Below are 19,319 nucleotides of genomic sequence, written 5' to 3'. Positions count from 1 at the left end.
TTGTGGTGTGTCAGCGGGGTTGTGGGGCCAGTTTCTGGCCTTGTTCGACTGCCCAAGCCACAACCCTGGCCGTGAGGCGATCACTGGCCTGGCCAAACCCGGCAACCACCGCCGGCACCTGCACATCATTCAACGCCTGACGCTCTTCAAAACGGCGGCTGGCGAGAATGCGCTGATCGTAGCCACGCACCAGCAACGCATCGACCCGCACCACGACGCCGGCCTGGGTGCCCTGATATTCGGTCTGGAAAGCCTGCAAACTGCCGCCCAGCTCCAGATCCGCCTGGAAGTTGCTGTCGTCGGTGCTCAGCAGCGTCACCCGACCATCCCGCGCAAAGCCATCCAGCAAGCGATTGCGCAGCAGCACCGGCGCCGGATCGCTCCAGCGCGAGCCCTTGTAGCTGCTGATCACATCGCCCTGCGGGATCACAGCAATGCTCGGCCGGTTCAGCGCTTCGCTGGCCTGCAATTTATTCAAGCGCAGCGACCACGACTGAGCCGTCGTCGGGCTGGCCGAGGCGGGCGCCGGTGCGGCGGGCAGCCGATAGACATCCGAGGGTTCCGACTCGGGCAAAATCGAGCACGCGCCGATCAGGATCAGGCCGGCGCCGAGGAGGGCGATTCGAGTCAACTTCATGGGGTGAATTCCTTGTTCTTGTCGCTGCCCAGCAGATACCCGCTGGGATTGGCCTCGAGGCGTTGGGAAATGGCACGCAGCGAGGTCAGCGTCTCGCGCAGTTCGCGAATCGCCGGGGCCAGGCCGTTGAGACCCTGCATGCCGTTATCCAGCGAATTCTGGTTTTTGCTGAGCAAACCATTGATGGTCACGCTGCTTTGCTCCAGCGATTTCATCGCCTGTTCGGCGCTGCCCAAGGCCTGCTTGCCCTGATCGTTGAGCAAGCCATTGGCGTTGCGCATCAGCAGCGAGGTCTGCTCGAGCATGCTGCCGGCCTGTTTGCCCACCGTCGCCAGTTGCTGCATCGCTTGTTTGATGTCACCGCGCTGGTCGTTGATGGTGCCGGTGGTTTGCTCCAGATGAGCGAGGGTCTTGCTCACGCGCTCGACGTTTTCCGCGGAGAACATATGGTTGGCGTTCTGTAGCAGAGCGCTGATGCCGGTCATCAAGTCGCTGCTGTCGTTGAGCAGACGCGAAATCGGCGAGGGCGAGGCGATCAGGGTCGGCAACTGACCGTCATGCCCGCGCAGTTTCGGACTCTGCGGGGTGCCGCCACTGAGCTGGATGATCGAGGTGCCGGTGATCCCGGTCAGTGCCAGTTTCGCTTGGGTGTCTTCCTTGACCGGCGTGTCGCCCGCCAGACGAATCCGCGCCAGGACCCGACGCGGGTCCTGCGGGTCGAGGCGCAGGCTGACCACATCACCGACCTTGATCCCGCTGTACTGCACCGAGCTGCCCTTGGACAGACCGCTGACCGCCTCGTTGAACACCACTTCGTAATCCTTGAACTCGGTGTCGACGCTGGATTTGGCCAGAAACAGGCCGAAGAGCAGGGCGCCGGCCACGACGATCACCGTGAACAGGCCGATCAACACATGATGGGCTCGGGTTTCCATATCAGACCTCGTTGAGCAGTTTGGCGGCGTCCAGCGCCGAGCGGCCGCGCGGGCCGTGGAAGTATTCGTGAATCCACGCGTCGTCGGTTTCCGAGACGACGTCGATCGGGCCGGCCACCAGCACTTTCTTTTGCGCCAGCACCGCCACGCGATCGGTGATGGTGTAAAGCGTGTCGAGGTCGTGGGTGACCAGAAACACGCTCAGACCCAGCGCATCGCGCAGGGTCAGGATCAGTTGATCGAATTGCGCCGCGCCAATCGGATCGAGGCCGGCGGTGGGTTCGTCGAGAAACAGGATGTCCGGGTCCAGCGCCAGGGCCCGCGCCAGCGCCGCGCGCTTGATCATGCCGCCGGACAGTGACGCCGGGTACTTGTCCGCCGCCGACAACGGCAGCCCGGCCAGCGCCAGTTTCACCGCCGCCAGATGCTCGGCGTCCTGACGGCTGAGGCCGGCGTGTTCGATAAGGGGCAGGGCGACGTTCTCGGTCACGGTCAGCGACGAGAACAGCGCGCCTTTCTGGAACAACACACCGAAGCGCCGTTCGATCAGCGAGCGTTCATGCTCGGGCAGATTCGGCAGGTTCTGGCCGAAGACTTTGACCATGCCTTCGCTGGGCCGATTCAGCCCGACGATGCTGCGCAGCAGCACCGATTTACCGGTGCCGGAGCCGCCAACCACGGCGAGGATTTCGCCTTTGTACACGTCCAGATCAAGGTTCTCGTGCACGCTCTGCGGGCCAAAGCGATTGCACAGGCCACGGACTTCGATCACCGCCTCGGAAGGCGCGCGGGGTAGACGACTCACCAGCCCATCTCCATGAAAAACAGCGCAGCCACCGCATCGAGCACGATCACCACGAAAATCGACTGGACCACGCTGGAGGTGGTGTGCGCGCCGACCGATTCAGCGCTGCCGCTGACCTTGAAGCCTTCCAGGCAACCAATCGCGGCGATCAGGAAGGCAAAGATCGGCGCCTTCACCAACCCGACCAGAAAATGCTGGATGCCGATGTCCGATTGCAGCAACGAAAGGAACATCGCCGGCGAGATGTCCAGCGACACTGCGCAGACCACGCCGCCGCCGACGATCCCAGAGAGCATCGCCAGAAACGTCAGCATCGGCAGCGCCACCAGCAGCGCCAGCACCCGCGGCACCACCAGCAATTCGATCGGGTCGAGGCCGAGGGTGCGGATTGCGTCGATCTCTTCGTTGGCCTTCATCGAGCCGATCTGCGCGGTGAACGCACTGGCGGTGCGCCCGGCCATCAGGATCGCCGTGAGCAGCACGCCGAATTCGCGCAGGAACGAGAAGCCGACCAGATCCACGGTAAAAATCGTTGCGCCGAAACTGGCCAGTACCGTGGCGCCAAGAAACGCCACCACCGCACCGACCAGAAACGTCAGCAAGGCCACGATCGGCGCAGCGTCGAGGCCGGTCTGCTCGATGTGCGCGATCATCGGCGTGATGCGCCAGCGCCTGGGCCGGAACAGGCCGCGGACGATGACTTCGAGAATCAGCCCGACGAAGCCGAGCAGCTGCAGCGTGTCGTTCCAGACCTTATCTACTGCGCGGCCAATGCGCGTCAGCAATTGCACGCTGACGCTGACTTCCGGCTCTTTGATCGGCACGCAGAAATCGTTCAGCGAGCAATACACGGTTTGCAGCAACGCGCGGTCGGCCGTAGAAAGGGTGCAATCGGGGTGTTCAGCGGTCTTGCCCAGGCGTTCCGACCCGAGCAGTTCGACCAGCAACGAGGCGCCAGCGGTGTCGAGGGCACCGAGGCCGTTGAGGTCGATCGGGGTATTGGCGTCGTACTGGCCGTGGAGCTTTTCGCTCAGGTGCTTGAGCGCCGTGTAGTGGGCAAGCGTCCAGTCACCGCTGACCCGCAGGCGGGCAGGGCTGAGCGCGGTGTCCAGGTGGGCACTGCCGGGGGTTGGGCTGCTGGTCATAAGCTCCGTGCTTGTACGGCCGTTACGAGATCCTACGTAATAGCACGAACCGGATTACTTTTCTTTGGCCGGTGTGCTGTCAGTGATCGCGAAGCGCAGCACACCGATCAACTGCCCGTCCTCGGTCAGCACCCGCACCTGCCACTTGCCCGACGGGTTGCCGGGGAAGTTCTGCTTGTGCGTCCACGCCCGGTAACCCTCCTTGCGCCCGCCATGGATATCGAGGGCGATGCGGTCGACCTCTTTGCCGTTGAAGGTCCAGACGTGATAAATGCGCTCGTCGAGACCGCGCGGCGCGTTGATCGCGGTGTAGGCGTAGAGCCCGCCGCTGCGGATCTGCTCGGCGCTGACGGTATCGAGGCTGGCGCCGGGGGTGCGATCCTGCAGTTGCGTGCTGATCGCCACGTCGGTCATCCACAGCGTCGCCGGTGGCACCCACGAACGCAGCGCCCAACCGACGCCGCCGATGCCAAAGGTGATGAACAGAATCGCCAGGGCGTTGCGCACGGTGCGGATCGGGAAGATCGACGCCAGGCTCGGGAACGACAGCAGCACGGCAATCCCCAGCGCCCATTTGAAACTCTGCGCGGTGGTCAGGTGCATGATCACCGGCAACGCGGTGAGCAGGGCGGCGAACAGGGTCAGGGTATGCAGCGCGAGAAACGCCCAGCGCCGTGGCGCCAGCCATTTGTAGTACAGCGGATCGACGATGGAGATCAGTGCGGCAATGCCGAGCAGCCCCGTGAAAATCAACTGGCCGCTGTTCCAGGTGGTGGTGATGAAGAAGAACGGCAGAACGAAAAACAGACTTTCCTGATGGATCATCTGCGTCGCGTAGCGCAGCAGCGGCTGGGGAATCTCGCGCTTGAAGATCCGCGTGAATAGCCCGGTGAGGGTGTTTTCCAGCATCAGCCAGATCCAGCTGAGCAGCATGATCACCGTGATCCAGCTCGCCAGCCCCTGTTGGCGATCAACCAGGATGAAACTGCCGACTCCGGAAATGAAACCACCCGCCGCAATAACCCCGGGGTAGCGCTTGATCAGCTCGAGAATGCGCTGGACCAGGAGGGTTAGTTTCGACATGTGGGCGCTTCACTGCAGGCTAAGGAAATACCCCGACAGAGTAGCGTCCGCCGGGCGTTGTGGCGAGGTTCACGGTTAGCAACCCCCACGAGAACCTGTGGCGAGGGGGCTTGCTCCCGCTCGACTGCGCAGCAGGCGCAGGATTTGCGGACACGGTGTCTCTGGAATGTTGAGTCGCCTGAATCGGGGCTGCTTCGCACCCCAGCGGGAGCAAGCTCCCTCGCCACAGTGATCAGGTGTTTCCCGCTGGTTTTCGGTGGCGATGCAGGCGCCAGCCGATCACGATCAGCAGCAAGACCCCGACACCACCCGCGACCAGCCACAACACCTGATCATCACTGATCAAGGGCTTCTCGATCCTGATGTACCCCGGCTGTAACAACAGTTCGCGCATGGCCTTGTTCGCCGCGTCCAGCGTAACCCCTTGCAGCTCACGCGCCGGGTTGGCAAAGCGGCCGTCCTGATAATCGGCCAGGGCGCTCCAGTAATAGTCCGCCAGTGCGCTGTTGCCCTGCACGGCCCAGGCCTGATGGGCGATGGCGGCTTGTTTGATGCGGGCGAAGGTGTCTGCATCGAGGCCGTTTTTCAGCAAGTCGGCCTTGAGGTCTTCCAGCACTTGAATGGCTTCGTCGACGTCATCGCGATCGAGGTCAGCGTTGAGGCTCATGAAGCCGACCCCGCCGAACACTTCGCGTTCGGCCCATGGCCCGTACGACAAACCGTGGTTGAGGCGAATCTGCCGATACAGCGCCCAGTCGAGGTAATCCTTGAGGATGTCGAACGTCTGGTCGTACTGATCGTTGAGCACCGGTTCCGGCACCAGCCAGTGCAGCTTGGCGCTGTCGCCGATGAAGCCCCGGGTGAGGGTGCGTTCATGGGCGGCGCTGGTGCGGATGTCCGGCAACGCCCGGTGTTCGCTGGGCTCGACCGGCTCCAGCTCGCCCCACGTGCGCTCGAGATAGGCCGGCAGCAGTTTGTCGAGTTCGCCGACGACGATCAGGGTCATGTTGTTCGGTGCGTACCAGGCCTTGCGCACTTTCTCCAATTGCTCTTGGGTCAGATGGCCGACTTCGGCGCGCTGCGGGCATTTCAGTCCCAGCTCGACAGCCAGCTGATTGCTCGCAGTGTGGCCGAGGTCCTGACGGTCGAGGAAACGCTGCAGTTTGGTGTAGTGCCCGCCGTCCTCACGCTCGACCACCCGTTTCGCCGCGTTGATTGCGTTGTCGTCAATGCGTGTCTGGGTCAGCAGCGCGAGCAGCAGGTCGAGCACCTTGCGCTGGTTCTTCGCCGGGGCTTCGATGACGAACGTGGTGTCGGCATTGCTGGTGAACGCGTTCCAGTCACCACCCAACGCCTGCATGCGCTCTTCCAGACCGCCTTCACCGGTGGCATCGATGCCGCTGAACAGCAGGTGTTCGAGCAAATGCGGCAGCTCCTTTTCGTCGCAGTCGAAGTCATCGAGACCGACGCCGACCACCAGCCGGATCGCCACATGGCCACGTTCGGTGCCGGGTTTGAGCATCAGTTGCAAACCGTTGGGCAGCGCATAGCCTTCGACCTGAAACCGATCCAGGGCGAAGGCGGGCAGGGAACCGAGCAACAGACAGGCGAACAACAGGCAACGCATAACAGGCTTCCATACGGCTGATTTGGAGATCCGTGTCGTGGTCAGCCACCAGCGCGGGCTGACCCGACTCTACATTTGGAATGCAATCCCTGTAGGAGTGAGCCTGCTCGCGATAGCGGTCTCAAGGCTGAACCACTGTAACTGACTGACCCCAGCCCCAGACGTTCAAGGCGAATGCGTAATGTCCGCCATGTCATCCACCGCCAGCGCGCCAGTGTCCGCCGTTTCCAGCACCACATAGGCGCTGCTGCAGAACAGCGAATTGAGCCGCTTCATGTCGGCGATCAACTCCAGATGCAGCGAACTGGTCTCCAGACTCTGGACGATCTTGCGTTGCAAACGGCTGACATGCGCATGGGCCAGACGCCGTTCCTGCGCACGAAACCGGCGTTTCTCCCGCAACAACTGCCGCGCGCTTTCGCGGTCGCCACTGAGAAACACCGACAGGCCGAGCCGCAGGTTGGCGATCAGTTGCTGTTGCAGCCCGGCGAGGTCTTCCAGGCCCTCTTCGGAAAACGAACGGCGTTGCGAGGTCTTCTGCTGCTGGATCTTGCGCAGCATGCGCTCGATCAGGTCGGCGGCGAGCTTCAGGTTGATCGCCAGCTCGATGATTTCGGCCCAGCGCCGACTGTCCTGCTCGCCGAGATCCTCGCGAGGCATCTGCGCCAGATACAGTTTGATCGCGCTGTACAGCGCCTCGACGTCGTCGGTCAGTCGACGCATTTCCTGAGTGACGGCGGTCTGCTTGCCGCGCAGCACATCGAGGGAAGCGTCGAGCATGTTGTCGAGCAGATCGCCCATGCGCAGGGTTTCCCGCGCGGCATTGGCCAGCGCCAGACTCGGCGTGACCAGCGCGGTCGGGTCGAGATGACGCGGTTTGGCGGTGCCGTTGACTTCCGGGCGCTCCGGCAGCAGCCACGCACAAAGCCGCGCCATCGGCCCGACGCTCGGCAGCAGGATCAGGCAGCGCGCGGTGTTGTAGAGCAGGTGGAAGCCGATGACCATTTCCTGCGGGCTGAAATCGAGGCTGTCGATCCAGTGCACCAGCGGGTCGAGCACCGGGATGATCAGCAGCAGGCCGATCAGTTTGTACAACAGACTGCCCAGCGCCACCTGGCGGCCGGCAGCGTTCTGCATGCTGGTGCTCATGAAGGCGAGGATGCCGCTGCCGATGTTCGCGCCGATCACCAGACCGATCGCCACCGGCAGGCTGATCACCGCAGCGCCGGCCAAGGTGGCGGTGAGCAGCACGGCGGCGAGGCTGGAGTAGGAAATCATCGCGAACAACGCGCCGACCAGCGCATCAAGGAGGATGTCGCCAGTCAGCGAGGCAAAAATCACCTTCACCCCCTGCGCATGGGTGATAGGCGCAGCGGCCTCGACGATCAATTGCAGGGCGAGAATGATCAGCCCCAGCCCGATCGACACTCGACCCATCTGTCCGAGCCGCGTCTGTTTGCGCGACAGAAAGAAAATCACCCCGAGGAAAATCAGCAGCGGCGACAGCCACGACAAGTCAAACGTCAGCACCCGCGCCATCAACGCGGTACCGACGTCGGCGCCAAGCATGGTCGCCAGCGCCGGGGTCAGCGCCATCAGGCCCTGGCCGACAAACGAGGTGACCAGCATCGCCGTGGCGTTGCTGCTCTGCACCATCGCGGTGACGAGAATACCGGCGATGAACGCCAGCCATTTCCTCGACATGTTCTGGCCGATCACATGTCGCAGATTGGTGCCGTAAACCCGCAGGATGCCGGTTCGGACGATGTGCGTGCCCCAGATCAACAGGGCGACGGCGGATAGCAGATTGAGCAGGGTGAGCATGCAGACCCCCTGTAGTAGCAGCGCCCCAGAGGGGCAAGTGGACGGCACCGCGCGGTTTCTACGTTTTTGATACTTAAGCTGTAGTTGGCTAACGGTCTCGGCGCCAGCATTGCACAGCTAAAGCGTGGATTGAAACAAAAGTGTCATGAACAAGTTCACCACCCAGCAAAATCGTAGCGGCGCCCATCGACAGCCAATGCTTACCTGCCAAAGCCGTCGACTTCCTCTAAGACGATTGAAAACGGTCAATCACTGAAGTGATCTTCACCAAAACCCACATCAATCAAATATTTGGCCGTATCAGGATTTCGTTCGTCGCAACGTGCGTAGCATTTGATGTGGAGGAACAGGCTGTACTTATGCGGAATCAACAGAATGACACCGTCCAACTGGTCAAAAAGCTTGGCTTGAAGGCGCACCTTGTCTTCTTGAGTTTCAGTCTTGAGCCAATCATTCCCTTCAACAGCTTCTGGCGACCAGCCTGCCTTTTTGAACGTCTGCTGCAGCACTCCCAGCAGATTCACTGCCTGCTCGAAAGGTAACGTTTCCAGCATTGGTGAGGTAGAAAGGGTGATCGCTTTGAAATCAGACCAGCCAATCGCACCGAATTTTGTAACGGGCAACGTGAACCCGTGTTGTTCGTCATCGAATGTGATGACCACTGGGCTACTGATCCAAGTCGAACTTGGGTGAGGTGGATCACCGGGATAGATGGCAGTTTTATCCGTCACAGGAAATGATGAGTCGCGCACGACATCGTCATATGTTTTTCCAATGTGGAAAGAAATTTGTTGCGGACCTCTTCCGAAATAGAAGGTTAGCGCGATAGCTCCCAATACGGCGGCGGCAGCAACGTAGAAACTGCGTCTATGCATCACTTAACCCCCCCGCCAGCTGCAATTTCTCGGATAGATTGCTCAAGTTTTGCGCGAGAGGACGGCTGTTTAAGCAGTTCGTTGAATTGAGTGGCAGCGCGCAGTACGAACTCCATTCGCTGATCCTTATCGGCAAGGTTAGCCAGCGGATTGCTGCCAAACGCGACTTTTCGACTGTCGGGCGCTTTACATTGGCTAGCGAGAGTAAGCTGGATCTCCTCGGCAGCACCTGGCAACAATCCGGTCACAACAGAAATCACGTCACCGCCATGTGTGCCTCGCATCAACAGGGCAAAGTGGGTTTCGTCGTACATCGCCGGCTGAAGGATGTTGACTTGTTCATGAAGCGCCATTTGTTCAACGCTACCTGAAATGTTCCCTTGATCAATGGCTTTGAAGGTCGCGTAAATCTCAGGATTATCACGGCCAAACTCTACCTTCTCAGCAATCGGCCACATTACATCCTTCCCAATGCCACGCCGGCTTCTCAAACACTTTTCCATTTCCTTGTACCCCCGCACCATGAAAAACCGGTGCAACGGATAAACGTCGAGAAACAGCGACGTATTACCCAGCGCCAACATCTCATACACATAGTCCAGTTGCTGCTGAACCACTGAGCGTGGGTTGTCGCCGAAGGTGATGTCCTCCGTCGGCATCGGATTGGCTGCCCGAGCCTTGGCCAGCTCCTGCTCTGCCTCGGGATTGGTCTTGCTGAACTTGAACCCAAAGCCTTCGAACAGAGTTTCCGATGGTGCGGTTCGCAGCTTTTCCTGTGCCGCCTTCTGTGCAGCGATGGCGGTCTGCAGTTTGGTGGCGTGGATCAGCCCACACCCCACCTGCTTAGAAGCAAACGCCGCCAACCCTGCCCACTGAAAGCGGTTATCCGCCAACCACAACTGCGCGTAAGCGGCGTTGATCTTGCGGTTACGGGCCTGGGGGTCGGCGATGAGGACGCCGCCGGGGGCGACCCAGTCTTCGGCTTCTTTCTGGAAGCGGCGCCACAGGCAGTTGCAGGTCAGCAGCGGGACTTCGACGCGGGTTTTCGGGTTGGGGCCGGCGGTGCTGGTTTCGCGTTTGCAAGTGGGCAGCTCACAGGTGCTGTCCCAGAGCTTTTTCATGTCCAGGTCGTCTGGAGCGATGCATTGTCCGGTCATTGTTTCTTCCTTGAAGCTCAGGCGGTCCAGCGAACGATGGCGAGATCGGGCTGCAGGGTGGCGACGCTCTGGGTCATGCCCTGCGCATTGGTCAGGCCTGTGACGATACGGCCTTCGGCGGTTTCGATTTCATAACCCTGTTCGGCGATGGGTTCGCCATTGCCGGCGCTGACTGCTTTGAATTCGACCAAGGGCTGGCCGATGATTGGTAACGGTGGAACGAACGGAGCAGGGGTGTGCGAGCTGCCGATGATCACATTAGCCGAGCCGCCAATTACGACGCCGCCATGGCTGGCGGTGCTGTCGAGGGTCATGGCGTTCTTGCCATTGATGAACACGGTGGACGAAAAGGCACCGCTGAGCGCCTGGCCGCAGGTGCATTTGTCGCCCAGGCGAGCGGCGGCGAGGCCGTTGAAGAAAACGTCGCCGGAACCGCTGGCAATCGGGTTGGTACCGTGGCCGGGAATCGGGCAAGTGGTCGGGTCCGTGACGCGCGCGGCGGGTTTTCCAGACATGAACGTTCCTTGTTTGTCGTTTGAGGCGAGCGGGGGACGCTAACGATCATTGCTTTGGGCGTCAACCTGTAGGAGTGAGCCTGCTCGCGATTGCGGTCTGACAGCCACCATTACTGTTGAATGAGAAAATGCTATCGCGAGCAGGCTCACTCCTACAGGTTTTGCGGTGATGTTTTGAATGGGGATAAACACGGATTGCGCTGGGTGTTTATGCACACGCCGTGTTACGCGGCGACAGGCTACAAATCCTTGCGCCGTTGCCTACGGCTACGCCAGAATCCGCCGGCTTGTGCGCTTTGGGGCTGGTCTCTATCGTTTGCTGACCACTGCTCATCAGTGGTCGGGTTTAGTCGCCCGTTTGTTCCACGACGTACAAATCTCTGTCAGTCAGGTATCTCTTCCTGCACTTGATGGTGGCTGTGCGCAGGGCGCCTTCGGGCGCGCCGATTTCGTGGCTCATCGGTCGACTAACCTGCGTACAGCTGCCTCCCATTCGTTTAGTCGCGAGCGGTTTGCAGCCTCACTCTGTAAAGAGAATAGAGCCAATGACAAAGATAACGCCCGATCCACCCGATACCGATTTCTCCCGCCACGACCCCGACCTCGAAGCGCAAAGACTCAAACAAGCCGCCGACCGCGCCCTCGATTTCTACCTATGTCCCGGTCTCAAGCAAGACCCCGGCGCCGCGCGCAAGCCCAGCACCATTTTCCTCGTCGATCCGGCTGTGGATAACGAAACGCTGCTGGTGCACGCCTGCGAATCTTTGGCGTCGGCGAGCATCATGGCCAGCGATCTGGCCGGGTTTATTGATGGACCGCAACGCAATTCACTGCTGGGGATCCAGCAAGTCATCATGTTGGGTGAGCTGGCCGTCAACCGCGTCCTCGACAACCTCGTTCCTCCTGCCTGAACGCAGAAACAAATGTAGGAGTGAGCCTGCTCGCGATAGGGCCCTCAGCTTCAACATCATCGTTGACTGACAGACCGCTATCGCGAGCAGGCTCACTCCTACAAGGGGTGTTGCCTGAAGACTACCGGGTTATTGGCCCGGCACATCCTTGCGCAGTTTCACTGGATCCTGCTGTTGTTTCTTCTTGGCCATCGCGCCGCGCAGTTTGATGTTGATCGCTTCCACCGCCAGGGAGAACGCCATGGCGAAGTAGACGTAGCCCTTTGGCACGTGCACGTCGAACGATTCGGCGATCAGCACGGTGCCGACCACCAGCAGGAACGACAGGGCGAGCATTTTCAGCGACGGGTGCTTGTCGATGAATTCGCTGATCTTGCCCGACGCCAGCATCATCACCAGCACCGCCACGATGATCGCCGCGACCATCACCGGCACATGGGAAACCATGCCGACTGCGGTGATCACCGAGTCCAGCGAGAAGACGATATCGATGATCGCGATCTGGATGATGGTGTAGAGGAAGTTGCCGCCCTTGCCCGAAGGCGCGTCGTCGCTTTCGTCTTCGCCTTCCAGCGCGTGGTACATCTCCTGCGAGCTTTTCCACAGCAGGAACAGGCCACCGAAGAACAGGATCAGGTCACGACCGGAAATACCCTGGCCGAACACTTCGAAGAGGTCGGCGGTGAGGCGCATGACCCAGGTGATCGACAGCAGCAACAGGATCCGCGTGACCATGGCCAGGCCAAGCCCGAAGATCCGGGTGCGCTGCTGCATGTGCTTGGGCATGCGGCTGACCAGGATCGAAATCATGATGATGTTATCGATGCCGAGGACGATTTCCAGGGCGGTCAGGGTAAAGAAGGCAACCCAGATTTCGGGGTTGGTCAGCCAATCCATGTGTATTCCTTTGAGCAATTGTTGAACCGCAAAAGGTCCGGGCTTCAAACCGCGAAGCCAGGACCCGCAACGGTGAGTCTTGGGCTTATAGAGTGCTGAACACCGGGAAAGTCCCCAACAGCAGTGCAGCAATCAGAATGCAGATACACACCAGGATCGCCCATTTCAGGGTGAAACGCTGGTGATCACCAAAATCGATGCCGGCCAGCGCCACCAACAGATAGGTCGACGGCACCAGCGGGCTCAGCAAGTGGACGGGCTGGCCGACGATCGAGGCACGGGCCATTTCCACCGCAGTGATCCCATAGTGGCTGGCCGCTTCGGCCAGCACCGGCAACACGCCATAGTAGAACGCGTCGTTGGACATGAAGAAGGTGAACGGCATGCTCACCAGCGCCGTGATCACCGCCAGGTACGGGCCGAGGAACTCCGGAATCACCGCCAACAGGCTTTTCGACATCGCATCGACCATGCCGGTGCCCGACAGGATACCGGTGAAGATACCGGCCGCAAAGATCAGCCCGACCACTGCCAGCACGCTGCCGGAATGCGCGGCGACGCGATCTTTCTGCATTTGCAGGCAGGGATAGTTGACGATCATCGCGATACTGAACGCCACCATGAACAGCACTGGCAGCGGCAACAGGCCGCCGATCAGCGTGCACATCAGGCCGAAGGTCAGCGCAGCATTGAACCAGATCAGCTTCGGACGGCGTGCGTCGGGGAATTGCGAGACGCTGATTTCGCTGTGATCGATCTCGTCGCCGACCAGATGCAGCTCGCCGAGGCGGGCACGTTCGCGTTTACCGTAGAAGTAGGCAATCAGCAGGATCGCCACGACACCGGCGGCCATGGCCGGGATCATCGGTACGAAAATGTCCGACGGATCGACATGCAGCGCACTCGCGGCGCGGGCGGTCGGGCCGCCCCACGGGGTCATGTTCATCACGCCACCAGCGAGGATGATCAGACCGGCCATGATCCGCGGGCTCATGCCGATGCGGCTGTACAGCGGCAGCATCGCGGCCACGCAGATCATATAAGTGGTCGCGCCGTCACCATCGAGGGAAACGACGAGCGCCAGAACGGCGGTGCCGACCGAAACTTTCAGCGGATCGCCCTTGACCAGTTTGAGGATCTTGCGCACGGCCGGGTCGAACAGGCCGGAGTCGATCATCAGGGCGAAATACAGAATAGCGAACATCAACATCACGCCGGTCGGCGCCAGTTTGGTGATGCCCTCGAGCATCATCGGACCGATCTTCGGCGCGAAACCACCGAATAGGGCGAACAGAATCGGGATGATGATCAGGGCGATCAGCGCAGACAGGCGCTTGGTCATGATCAGGAACATGAACGTGATGACCATGGCGAAGCCAAGGAAAGTCAGCATGGGAATACTCCAGGCGTAGCGCGGCTAATGGAATGAGCGGATCGGGCGGGATCAGCGCAGAACGGGAGGCGCGAGGCGTACGGGCGGAGTAATAAGCAGGAAGCGGGAGAGACGGCGGGTTGCAGAGGACATCAGAATCACCATTGTTGTTGTTAATTGGGCCGGGCCTGTGGGGAAAACACAGGCCTTGGGCCAACCGGTCTGTTGCCGGGAGTGAGGCGATCCTAATCGGGGAAGCTTTCAGCTACCTTTCGCTAATGAACACGAAGAATGAACGGTCAACCGGCGGTCGGATGCAGCGAGCGTCAATAAAAACGGGAGAAGGGCGGTGGAAATCAACCATGCATACAACGGCGGCTGTCACTGCGGACACATCCGCTATCAGTTCAGCGGTCCGTTGCGCGATATCGCTCATTGTCACTGTTCGATCTGCCGCAAGGTCAGCGGCGGCATCGTCACCACCTGGATCACCGTGCCGGCGGCGAACTTTCAATGGCTGGCCGGGACGCCGGCACGCTATGACTCGTCGGCCAGTTGCGCGCGGTTCTTCTGCGCAAACTGCGGCGCACAACTGGCGTTGGTGACCTCGCTCAGCCCCGACAGCATAGACGTGACCATCGCCACGCTGGACCACCCGCAAACGGCGCCGGCCGAGCGGCATATCTGGACCGACAGCCGCTTACCCTGGCTGCATCTGGATGAACATCTGCCCGGCGAAGCTGAAGAAACCCTCGATTAAAACACCGACAGATTCAGAGGCCGCACCGCGCCCATCCAGATCGCATGTTCGGTGTGGTCGAGCAAGTCATCGCCCGTGTCCGGGTGCAGGAACACCACCAGGCCCTTACGGTTGAGCGCCAGCCACGGCAGCACCTCGCCGATCAGCTCGGGGCCGAAGGCCAGTTGGCAGCTCCAGTCGGGGTGCGGCCCTACCGGGCGTTCGTGCACGCGGCCCATTTTCAGCGCAAACAACTGCGCGGCCTGTTCGCACAAGGCCCGCGCCTGGCCGATGGTTTTCGCGTCGAAATAGACATGGGCGTGATAGCCCTTGATCCCTTGCATCGTGTCGCCTCTCAATCGGTTCGAACCCTTGGCTGATTCCACCGTCACAGGCCATATAGGACAACTATAAGGAAAACAGCCATGAAAAATGCCGAAACCCCAGTGGTGAAAGTGGTGCTCTATGGTGCCATGGCCAGCCTGGGCGGTGCGTTGATGGCTGAATTGCTGCGCCGCCAACACGAAGTCATCGCCATTCTCGACGATCTCACCGCACTCGCGCCGCGTCCGGGGTTGCGCACCAAGACCGGCGATCTGTTCGATGCCGAGCGGGTCAATCAGAGCGTCGCCGGCAGTTCGGCGGTGATTTGTCTGCTGGACGCGCCGGGGCTGCCGTTCAGCAGCGACCATGTCGAGCGCTCGGTGACACTGGGGCCGGTCGAGCAGGTGCTGGCAGTCGACGCACTGGTCGAAGGTTTGCAACTGGCCAGCGTGCCGCGCTTGTTCCTGGTGGGCAACTTTGGCGTGCTCGACGAGCCTGACAGTGATGATCGCCTGCAACGGCACGCCGCCGAAGAAATCCTCGAAGCGGTGCAAAGCAGCTCACTGCGCTGGACCTTGGTCAACGCGCCGCATGGCGTTGCCGGGTTGAGCATTGAGCACTTCAGTCAGGTTGGCGGCAATCTCGAACCGGGTCTGGCCGAACCGCTGGAACGCTTGAACCGTGTGGCGGTGGGGATTGCCGATGAGCTGCGGTTGAATCTGCATGTCGGTGAACATGTGAATTTTGTGGCGGCTTCTGATTCGTAAAAGATCGCAGCCTGCGGCAGCTCCTACATGAGATGGCATTCCATTTGTAGGAGCTGCCGAAGGCTGCGATCTTTTGCTCTTCATACCGCAATAGAAGGCAACGCCAAGCCGTTCAACGATTGCGCACTGCTGGCCTGCTCGGCCATCAACCAGTCAACGAACAGTTGAATCAACGCACCGCGGCGCTTGCGTTGCGGCAACACCACGTAATACCCCAGCCGCGACAACGTGGTTTGCGCCAGCGGCCGGCACAGCAGCCCCTGCACCAGCAAGTTATCCACAAGGTGACGCCAGCCGATCGCCACGCCTTGCCCGCCAATCGCCGCTTGGATCAACAACGTGTAATTGTCGAAGCGCAACTGCCCCGGCGCCGGCGGCGTGGTCAGGCCCAGTTGGCGGAACAGCCCGCTCCAGTCAAACCAGTTGCTGCTGTTTTCGCCGCGCAAATGCAGCAGTGGAAATTCCAGCAAAGCCTGCGCGGGCAGCGGCAGTGAGCGGTCCTTGAGCAACAGCGGACTGCACACCGGGAAGACTTCTTCACTGAACAGCCAATGGCTCTCGCCCTGCTTGAAGCGACCGTCGCCAAACAGGATCGCCACGTCGATATCGGTGCGCAGCATATTGTGGTTGCGCTCGCTGGTGACCAGGCTGACATCAATGTGCGGATTGGCCTCGTGGAAGCGGTGCAGGCGCGGCATCAACCAATAGGCGGCGAAAGCGAAATCCGTGGCTACCTGAAGCACTTCATGTTGCTGCTGCGCGCTGATTGCGTTCAAGCCTGCGTCGATATTCTGCAAACCGAGGGCAACTTGCTCGAAGAGCAGGGCGCCGACTTCTGTCAATTCGATGCCCCGATAAATCCGGTCGAACAGACGCGTGCCGAGCTGTTCTTCCAGGCGCTTCATCTGCTGGCTGATCGCCGGTTGCGTGGTACCGAGCTCTACCGCAGCGGCGGTAAAGCTGCGATGACGTGCCGCCGCCTCAAAGGCGCGCAGTAGATCGAGGGACAGGTCACCGAGGGCGTCATACATAAGCTGTGCTTATCCTAGTCATTGTCCGGCGCGGGCTTTACCGGAACAGGCATGGACTCCATGCTCGATCGCAGCACTCTCGCATAAATATTCAACATGGAATGCCGCGATCACATGAAGCGCAAGAACATTCTTTTCATCATGGCCGATCAAATGGCCGCGCCAATGTTGCCGTTCTACGGCCCGTCGCCGATCAAACTGCCGAATCTGTCCCGCCTCGCCGCCCAAGGCGTGGTCTTTGACGCTGCCTATTGCAACAGCCCGCTGTGCGCGCCCTCGCGTTTCACCCTGGTCAGTGGTCAGTTGCCCAGCAAGATCGGCGCCTACGACAACGCTGCTGATTTCCCTGCCGATATCCCGACTTACGCGCACTACCTGCGCCGTCTCGGCTACCGCACCGCGCTGTCGGGCAAGATGCACTTCTGTGGGCCGGATCAGTTGCACGGTTATGAAGAACGCCTGACCAGCGATATCTATCCGGCCGATTACGGTTGGGCGGTGAACTGGGACGAGCCGGATGTACGGCCGAGCTGGTATCACAACATGTCGTCGGTACTCCAGGCCGGGCCGTGCGTGCGCACCAATCAGCTGGATTTCGACGAAGAGGTGGTGTTCAAGGCGCAGCAATATCTGTTCGATCACATTCGCGAGGACGGCGATCGGCCGTTCTGCCTGACCGTGTCGATGACCCACCCTCACGATCCGTACACGATTCCCAAGGCTTTCTGGGATCTGTATGACGATGCCGATATCCCGTTGCCTACAGCCTTGAACCAGGACGAACTCGACCCGCACTCGCAACGGCTGCTCAAGGTTTACGACCTGTGGGACAAGCCACTGCCTGTGGATAAAATCCGCGATGCGCGTCGCGCCTACTTTGGCGCTTGCAGTTATATCGACGCCAACGTCGGCAAATTGCTGCGAACCCTTGAGGAAACCGGACTTATCGACGACACCATCATCGTCTTCTCCGGTGACCATGGCGACATGCTCGGCGAGAAGGGCCTCTGGTACAAAATGCACTGGTTCGAGATGGCTGCGCGGGTCCCGCTGCTGATCAGCGCACCGGGACAAATCAAGGCGGGCCGGGTCAGCGCCGCCGTTTCCACCGCCGACCTGCTGCCGACTTTCGTTGAACTGGCCGGAGGCACGCTCGAACCGGGCTTGCCCCTGGACGGCCGTTCGTTGCTGCCGCATCTGCAAGGGCAGGGCGGGCACGACGAGGTGTTCGGCGAGTACATGGCCGAAGGCACCGTCAGCCCGTTGATGATGATTCGCCGGGGCGCCTATAAATTTATCTACAGCGAAAGCGACCCGTGCCTACTCTTCGATGTGGATAACGATCCGCGCGAAGAAGAGGAACTAAGCCAATCGGCGCAACATCGTCAGCTGTTCGAAGAGTTCCTCGCTGAAGCGCGGGCCAAATGGGACATTCCAGCGATCCATCGGGATGTCCTGGCCAGCCAGCGCCGACGCCGTTTCGTCGCCGACGCTTTAACCATCGGCAAGCTGAAGAGCTGGGATCACCAGCCGCTGGTCGATGCCAGTCAGCAGTACATGCGCAACCACATCGATCTTGATGACCTGGAGCGCAAGGCCCGTTATCCACAACCCTGCCAAAACCAATAATGTTAAGGGGAAGTCCATGCGCAAGTTATCCACAGCTGTGACCGTCGGCCTGATTGCGTTGAGCAGCGCTTCGGCCTTCGCCGAACAGGGCTGCGAAACCGTGAAAATGGCCGATCCGGGCTGGAGCGACATCGCCGCGACCAATGCCATCACCGGTTTTCTGCTGGACGGCATGGGCTACAAGGCCAAGGTCGACACCCTTGCGGTGCCGATCACCTTTGGCGGATTGAAGGATGGTCAGGTTGACGTGTTTCTCGGCAACTGGATGCCAGCGCAGCAGGGCTTCTACGACAAGTTCGTCGCCCCCGGGGACGTGACGCAGTTGGCGAAAAATCTGGAAGGCACGGAATTCACCCTCGCCGTTCCTGACTATGTCTGGGAGGCAGGTGTGCATGACTTTGCTGACCTGAACAAATTCGCCGACAAGTTCGACAAGAAAATCTACGGCATCGGTTCGGGGGCGCCGGCGAACATTTCGTTGCAGGAAATCATCAAGAAGAACGACTTCAACATGGGTCAGTGGAAGCTGATCGAATCCAGCGAGCAGGCGATGCTCGCCGAAGTATCGCGGGCGGTGAAGAAACAGAAATTCGTCACCTTCCTCGGCTGGACCCCGCACCCGATGAACGTGCAGCTGAAAATGCACTACCTGAAGGGCGGCGAAAAATACTTCGGCGACACCGGCAACGTCTTTACCCTGACCCGCAAGGGCTACGCCGAGGCCTGCCCGAATGTGGGCAAGTTGCTGACCAATCTGGCATTCACCCAGGACATGGAGAACAGCATCATGGCCGAGGTGGTGAACAGGAAAGTCAGCAATGCCGAAGCGGCAAAGGCGTGGATCAAGGCGAACCCCGCGGTGCTGGACAAGTGGCTGGATGGCGTGAAGACCATGGATGGCAAGGATGCGTTGGCGGCGGTGAAGGCCAAGCTTTGATCTCAGGGTTGTTTTTCAGGTCGATGTTCCCAGCTCAAACACCGCGGTCAGTTCCCTCTCCCTCCGGGAGAGGGCTAGGGTGAGGGGCTTTTCCACCTGACACCCTGAT

Annotated in this window: 19 protein-coding genes; 5 read left to right on the top strand and 14 right to left on the bottom strand. The window is 60.3% G+C overall.

Going from position 1 to position 19,319, the window contains the following annotated elements; all coding sequences use genetic code 11:
- Positions 1 to 10: 10 nt before the first annotated feature.
- From BLU71_RS22260 to BLU71_RS22215, 10 genes are all read right to left on the bottom strand, one after another.
- Complete coding sequence (locus BLU71_RS22260; protein WP_083353903.1) at positions 11 to 637, bottom strand: ABC-type transport auxiliary lipoprotein family protein; 627 nt, start codon at positions 635 to 637, stop codon at positions 11 to 13.
- The gene (locus BLU71_RS22255; protein ID WP_042608283.1) at positions 634 to 1,572 is read right to left on the bottom strand and encodes an MlaD family protein; all 939 of its coding nucleotides are present in this window, start codon (positions 1,570 to 1,572) and stop codon (positions 634 to 636) included. The genes BLU71_RS22260 and BLU71_RS22255 overlap by 4 nt, the downstream gene beginning before the upstream one ends.
- 1 nt (position 1,573) lies before the next feature.
- A complete protein-coding gene (locus tag BLU71_RS22250; RefSeq protein WP_064365230.1) occupies positions 1,574 to 2,377 on the bottom strand; it encodes an ABC transporter ATP-binding protein in 804 nt (267 codons plus the stop codon).
- The gene (locus BLU71_RS22245) at positions 2,374 to 3,522 is read right to left on the bottom strand and encodes an ABC transporter permease (RefSeq protein WP_083353902.1); all 1,149 of its coding nucleotides are present in this window, start codon (positions 3,520 to 3,522) and stop codon (positions 2,374 to 2,376) included. The genes BLU71_RS22250 and BLU71_RS22245 overlap by 4 nt, the downstream gene beginning before the upstream one ends.
- A gap of 54 nt (positions 3,523 to 3,576) precedes the next feature.
- Positions 3,577 to 4,605: a DUF5924 family protein gene (locus BLU71_RS22240; protein WP_083353901.1), complete on the bottom strand. Its 1,029-nt coding sequence runs from the start codon at positions 4,603 to 4,605 to the stop codon at positions 3,577 to 3,579.
- A 232-nt stretch (positions 4,606 to 4,837) separates the two neighbouring features.
- Positions 4,838 to 6,232, bottom strand: a complete 1,395-nt coding sequence (locus tag BLU71_RS22235; RefSeq protein WP_083353900.1) for a M16 family metallopeptidase — start codon at positions 6,230 to 6,232, stop codon at positions 4,838 to 4,840.
- 165 nt (positions 6,233 to 6,397) lie between these two features.
- On the bottom strand, positions 6,398 to 8,056 hold the full coding sequence (locus BLU71_RS22230) for a Na/Pi cotransporter family protein (RefSeq protein WP_042608278.1): 1,659 nt from the start codon (positions 8,054 to 8,056) through the stop codon (positions 6,398 to 6,400).
- A 245-nt stretch (positions 8,057 to 8,301) separates the two neighbouring features.
- On the bottom strand, positions 8,302 to 8,931 hold the full coding sequence (locus tag BLU71_RS22225) for a hypothetical protein (protein WP_042608274.1): 630 nt from the start codon (positions 8,929 to 8,931) through the stop codon (positions 8,302 to 8,304).
- Positions 8,931 to 10,088: a DUF2515 family protein gene (locus BLU71_RS22220; RefSeq protein WP_065616444.1), complete on the bottom strand. Its 1,158-nt coding sequence runs from the start codon at positions 10,086 to 10,088 to the stop codon at positions 8,931 to 8,933. The genes BLU71_RS22225 and BLU71_RS22220 overlap by 1 nt, the downstream gene beginning before the upstream one ends.
- A gap of 17 nt (positions 10,089 to 10,105) precedes the next feature.
- The gene (locus BLU71_RS22215; RefSeq protein WP_083353899.1) at positions 10,106 to 10,603 is read right to left on the bottom strand and encodes a PAAR domain-containing protein; all 498 of its coding nucleotides are present in this window, start codon (positions 10,601 to 10,603) and stop codon (positions 10,106 to 10,108) included.
- Between the two features lie 545 nt (positions 10,604 to 11,148).
- On the opposite strand from BLU71_RS22215, the gene BLU71_RS22210 reads away from it, so the two are divergent.
- On the top strand, positions 11,149 to 11,514 hold the full coding sequence (locus BLU71_RS22210) for a DUF6124 family protein (RefSeq protein WP_083353898.1): 366 nt from the start codon (positions 11,149 to 11,151) through the stop codon (positions 11,512 to 11,514).
- Between the two features lie 129 nt (positions 11,515 to 11,643).
- Here the strand turns inward: BLU71_RS22210 and BLU71_RS22205 are convergent, their stop codons facing one another.
- Together BLU71_RS22205 and BLU71_RS22200 are read right to left on the bottom strand one after the other, a co-directional pair.
- The gene (locus BLU71_RS22205) at positions 11,644 to 12,411 is read right to left on the bottom strand and encodes a TerC family protein (protein WP_042608270.1); all 768 of its coding nucleotides are present in this window, start codon (positions 12,409 to 12,411) and stop codon (positions 11,644 to 11,646) included.
- An 85-nt stretch (positions 12,412 to 12,496) separates the two neighbouring features.
- Complete coding sequence (locus BLU71_RS22200; RefSeq protein ID WP_042608269.1) at positions 12,497 to 13,804, bottom strand: CitMHS family transporter; 1,308 nt, start codon at positions 13,802 to 13,804, stop codon at positions 12,497 to 12,499.
- Positions 13,805 to 14,138: 334 nt separating this feature from the next.
- Between BLU71_RS22200 and BLU71_RS22195 the strand changes: the two genes are divergently transcribed.
- On the top strand, positions 14,139 to 14,543 hold the full coding sequence (locus BLU71_RS22195) for a GFA family protein (protein WP_083354362.1): 405 nt from the start codon (positions 14,139 to 14,141) through the stop codon (positions 14,541 to 14,543).
- Here BLU71_RS22195 and BLU71_RS22190 read toward each other — a convergent pair.
- Complete coding sequence (locus tag BLU71_RS22190) at positions 14,540 to 14,866, bottom strand: DOPA 4,5-dioxygenase family protein (RefSeq protein ID WP_083353897.1); 327 nt, start codon at positions 14,864 to 14,866, stop codon at positions 14,540 to 14,542. The genes BLU71_RS22195 and BLU71_RS22190 overlap by 4 nt on opposite strands.
- Before the next feature lie 81 nt (positions 14,867 to 14,947).
- Between BLU71_RS22190 and BLU71_RS22185 the strand changes: the two genes are divergently transcribed.
- Entirely contained in the window at positions 14,948 to 15,613 is a 666-nt protein-coding gene (locus BLU71_RS22185; RefSeq protein WP_083353896.1) for an NAD(P)-dependent oxidoreductase, read from the top strand.
- Between the two features lie 80 nt (positions 15,614 to 15,693).
- On the opposite strand, the gene BLU71_RS22180 is transcribed toward BLU71_RS22185, so the two are convergent.
- Positions 15,694 to 16,644: a choline sulfate utilization transcriptional regulator gene (locus BLU71_RS22180; RefSeq protein WP_083353895.1), complete on the bottom strand. Its 951-nt coding sequence runs from the start codon at positions 16,642 to 16,644 to the stop codon at positions 15,694 to 15,696.
- A gap of 114 nt (positions 16,645 to 16,758) precedes the next feature.
- Between BLU71_RS22180 and betC the strand changes: the two genes are divergently transcribed.
- Together betC and choX are read left to right on the top strand one after the other, a co-directional pair.
- A complete protein-coding gene (betC, locus tag BLU71_RS22175) occupies positions 16,759 to 18,273 on the top strand; it encodes a choline-sulfatase (RefSeq protein WP_083353894.1) in 1,515 nt (504 codons plus the stop codon).
- A gap of 16 nt (positions 18,274 to 18,289) precedes the next feature.
- Positions 18,290 to 19,210, top strand: coding sequence for a choline ABC transporter substrate-binding protein (choX, locus tag BLU71_RS22170; RefSeq protein WP_083353893.1), 921 nt, complete (start codon positions 18,290 to 18,292; stop codon positions 19,208 to 19,210).
- The last annotated feature ends 109 nt before the right edge of the window (positions 19,211 to 19,319 follow it).

This window comes from Pseudomonas moraviensis (assembly GCF_900105805.1).
In the GTDB taxonomy this organism is placed as follows: domain Bacteria; phylum Pseudomonadota; class Gammaproteobacteria; order Pseudomonadales; family Pseudomonadaceae; genus Aquipseudomonas; species Aquipseudomonas moraviensis_A.
This window is presented reverse-complemented; position numbering and strand designations above follow the sequence as displayed.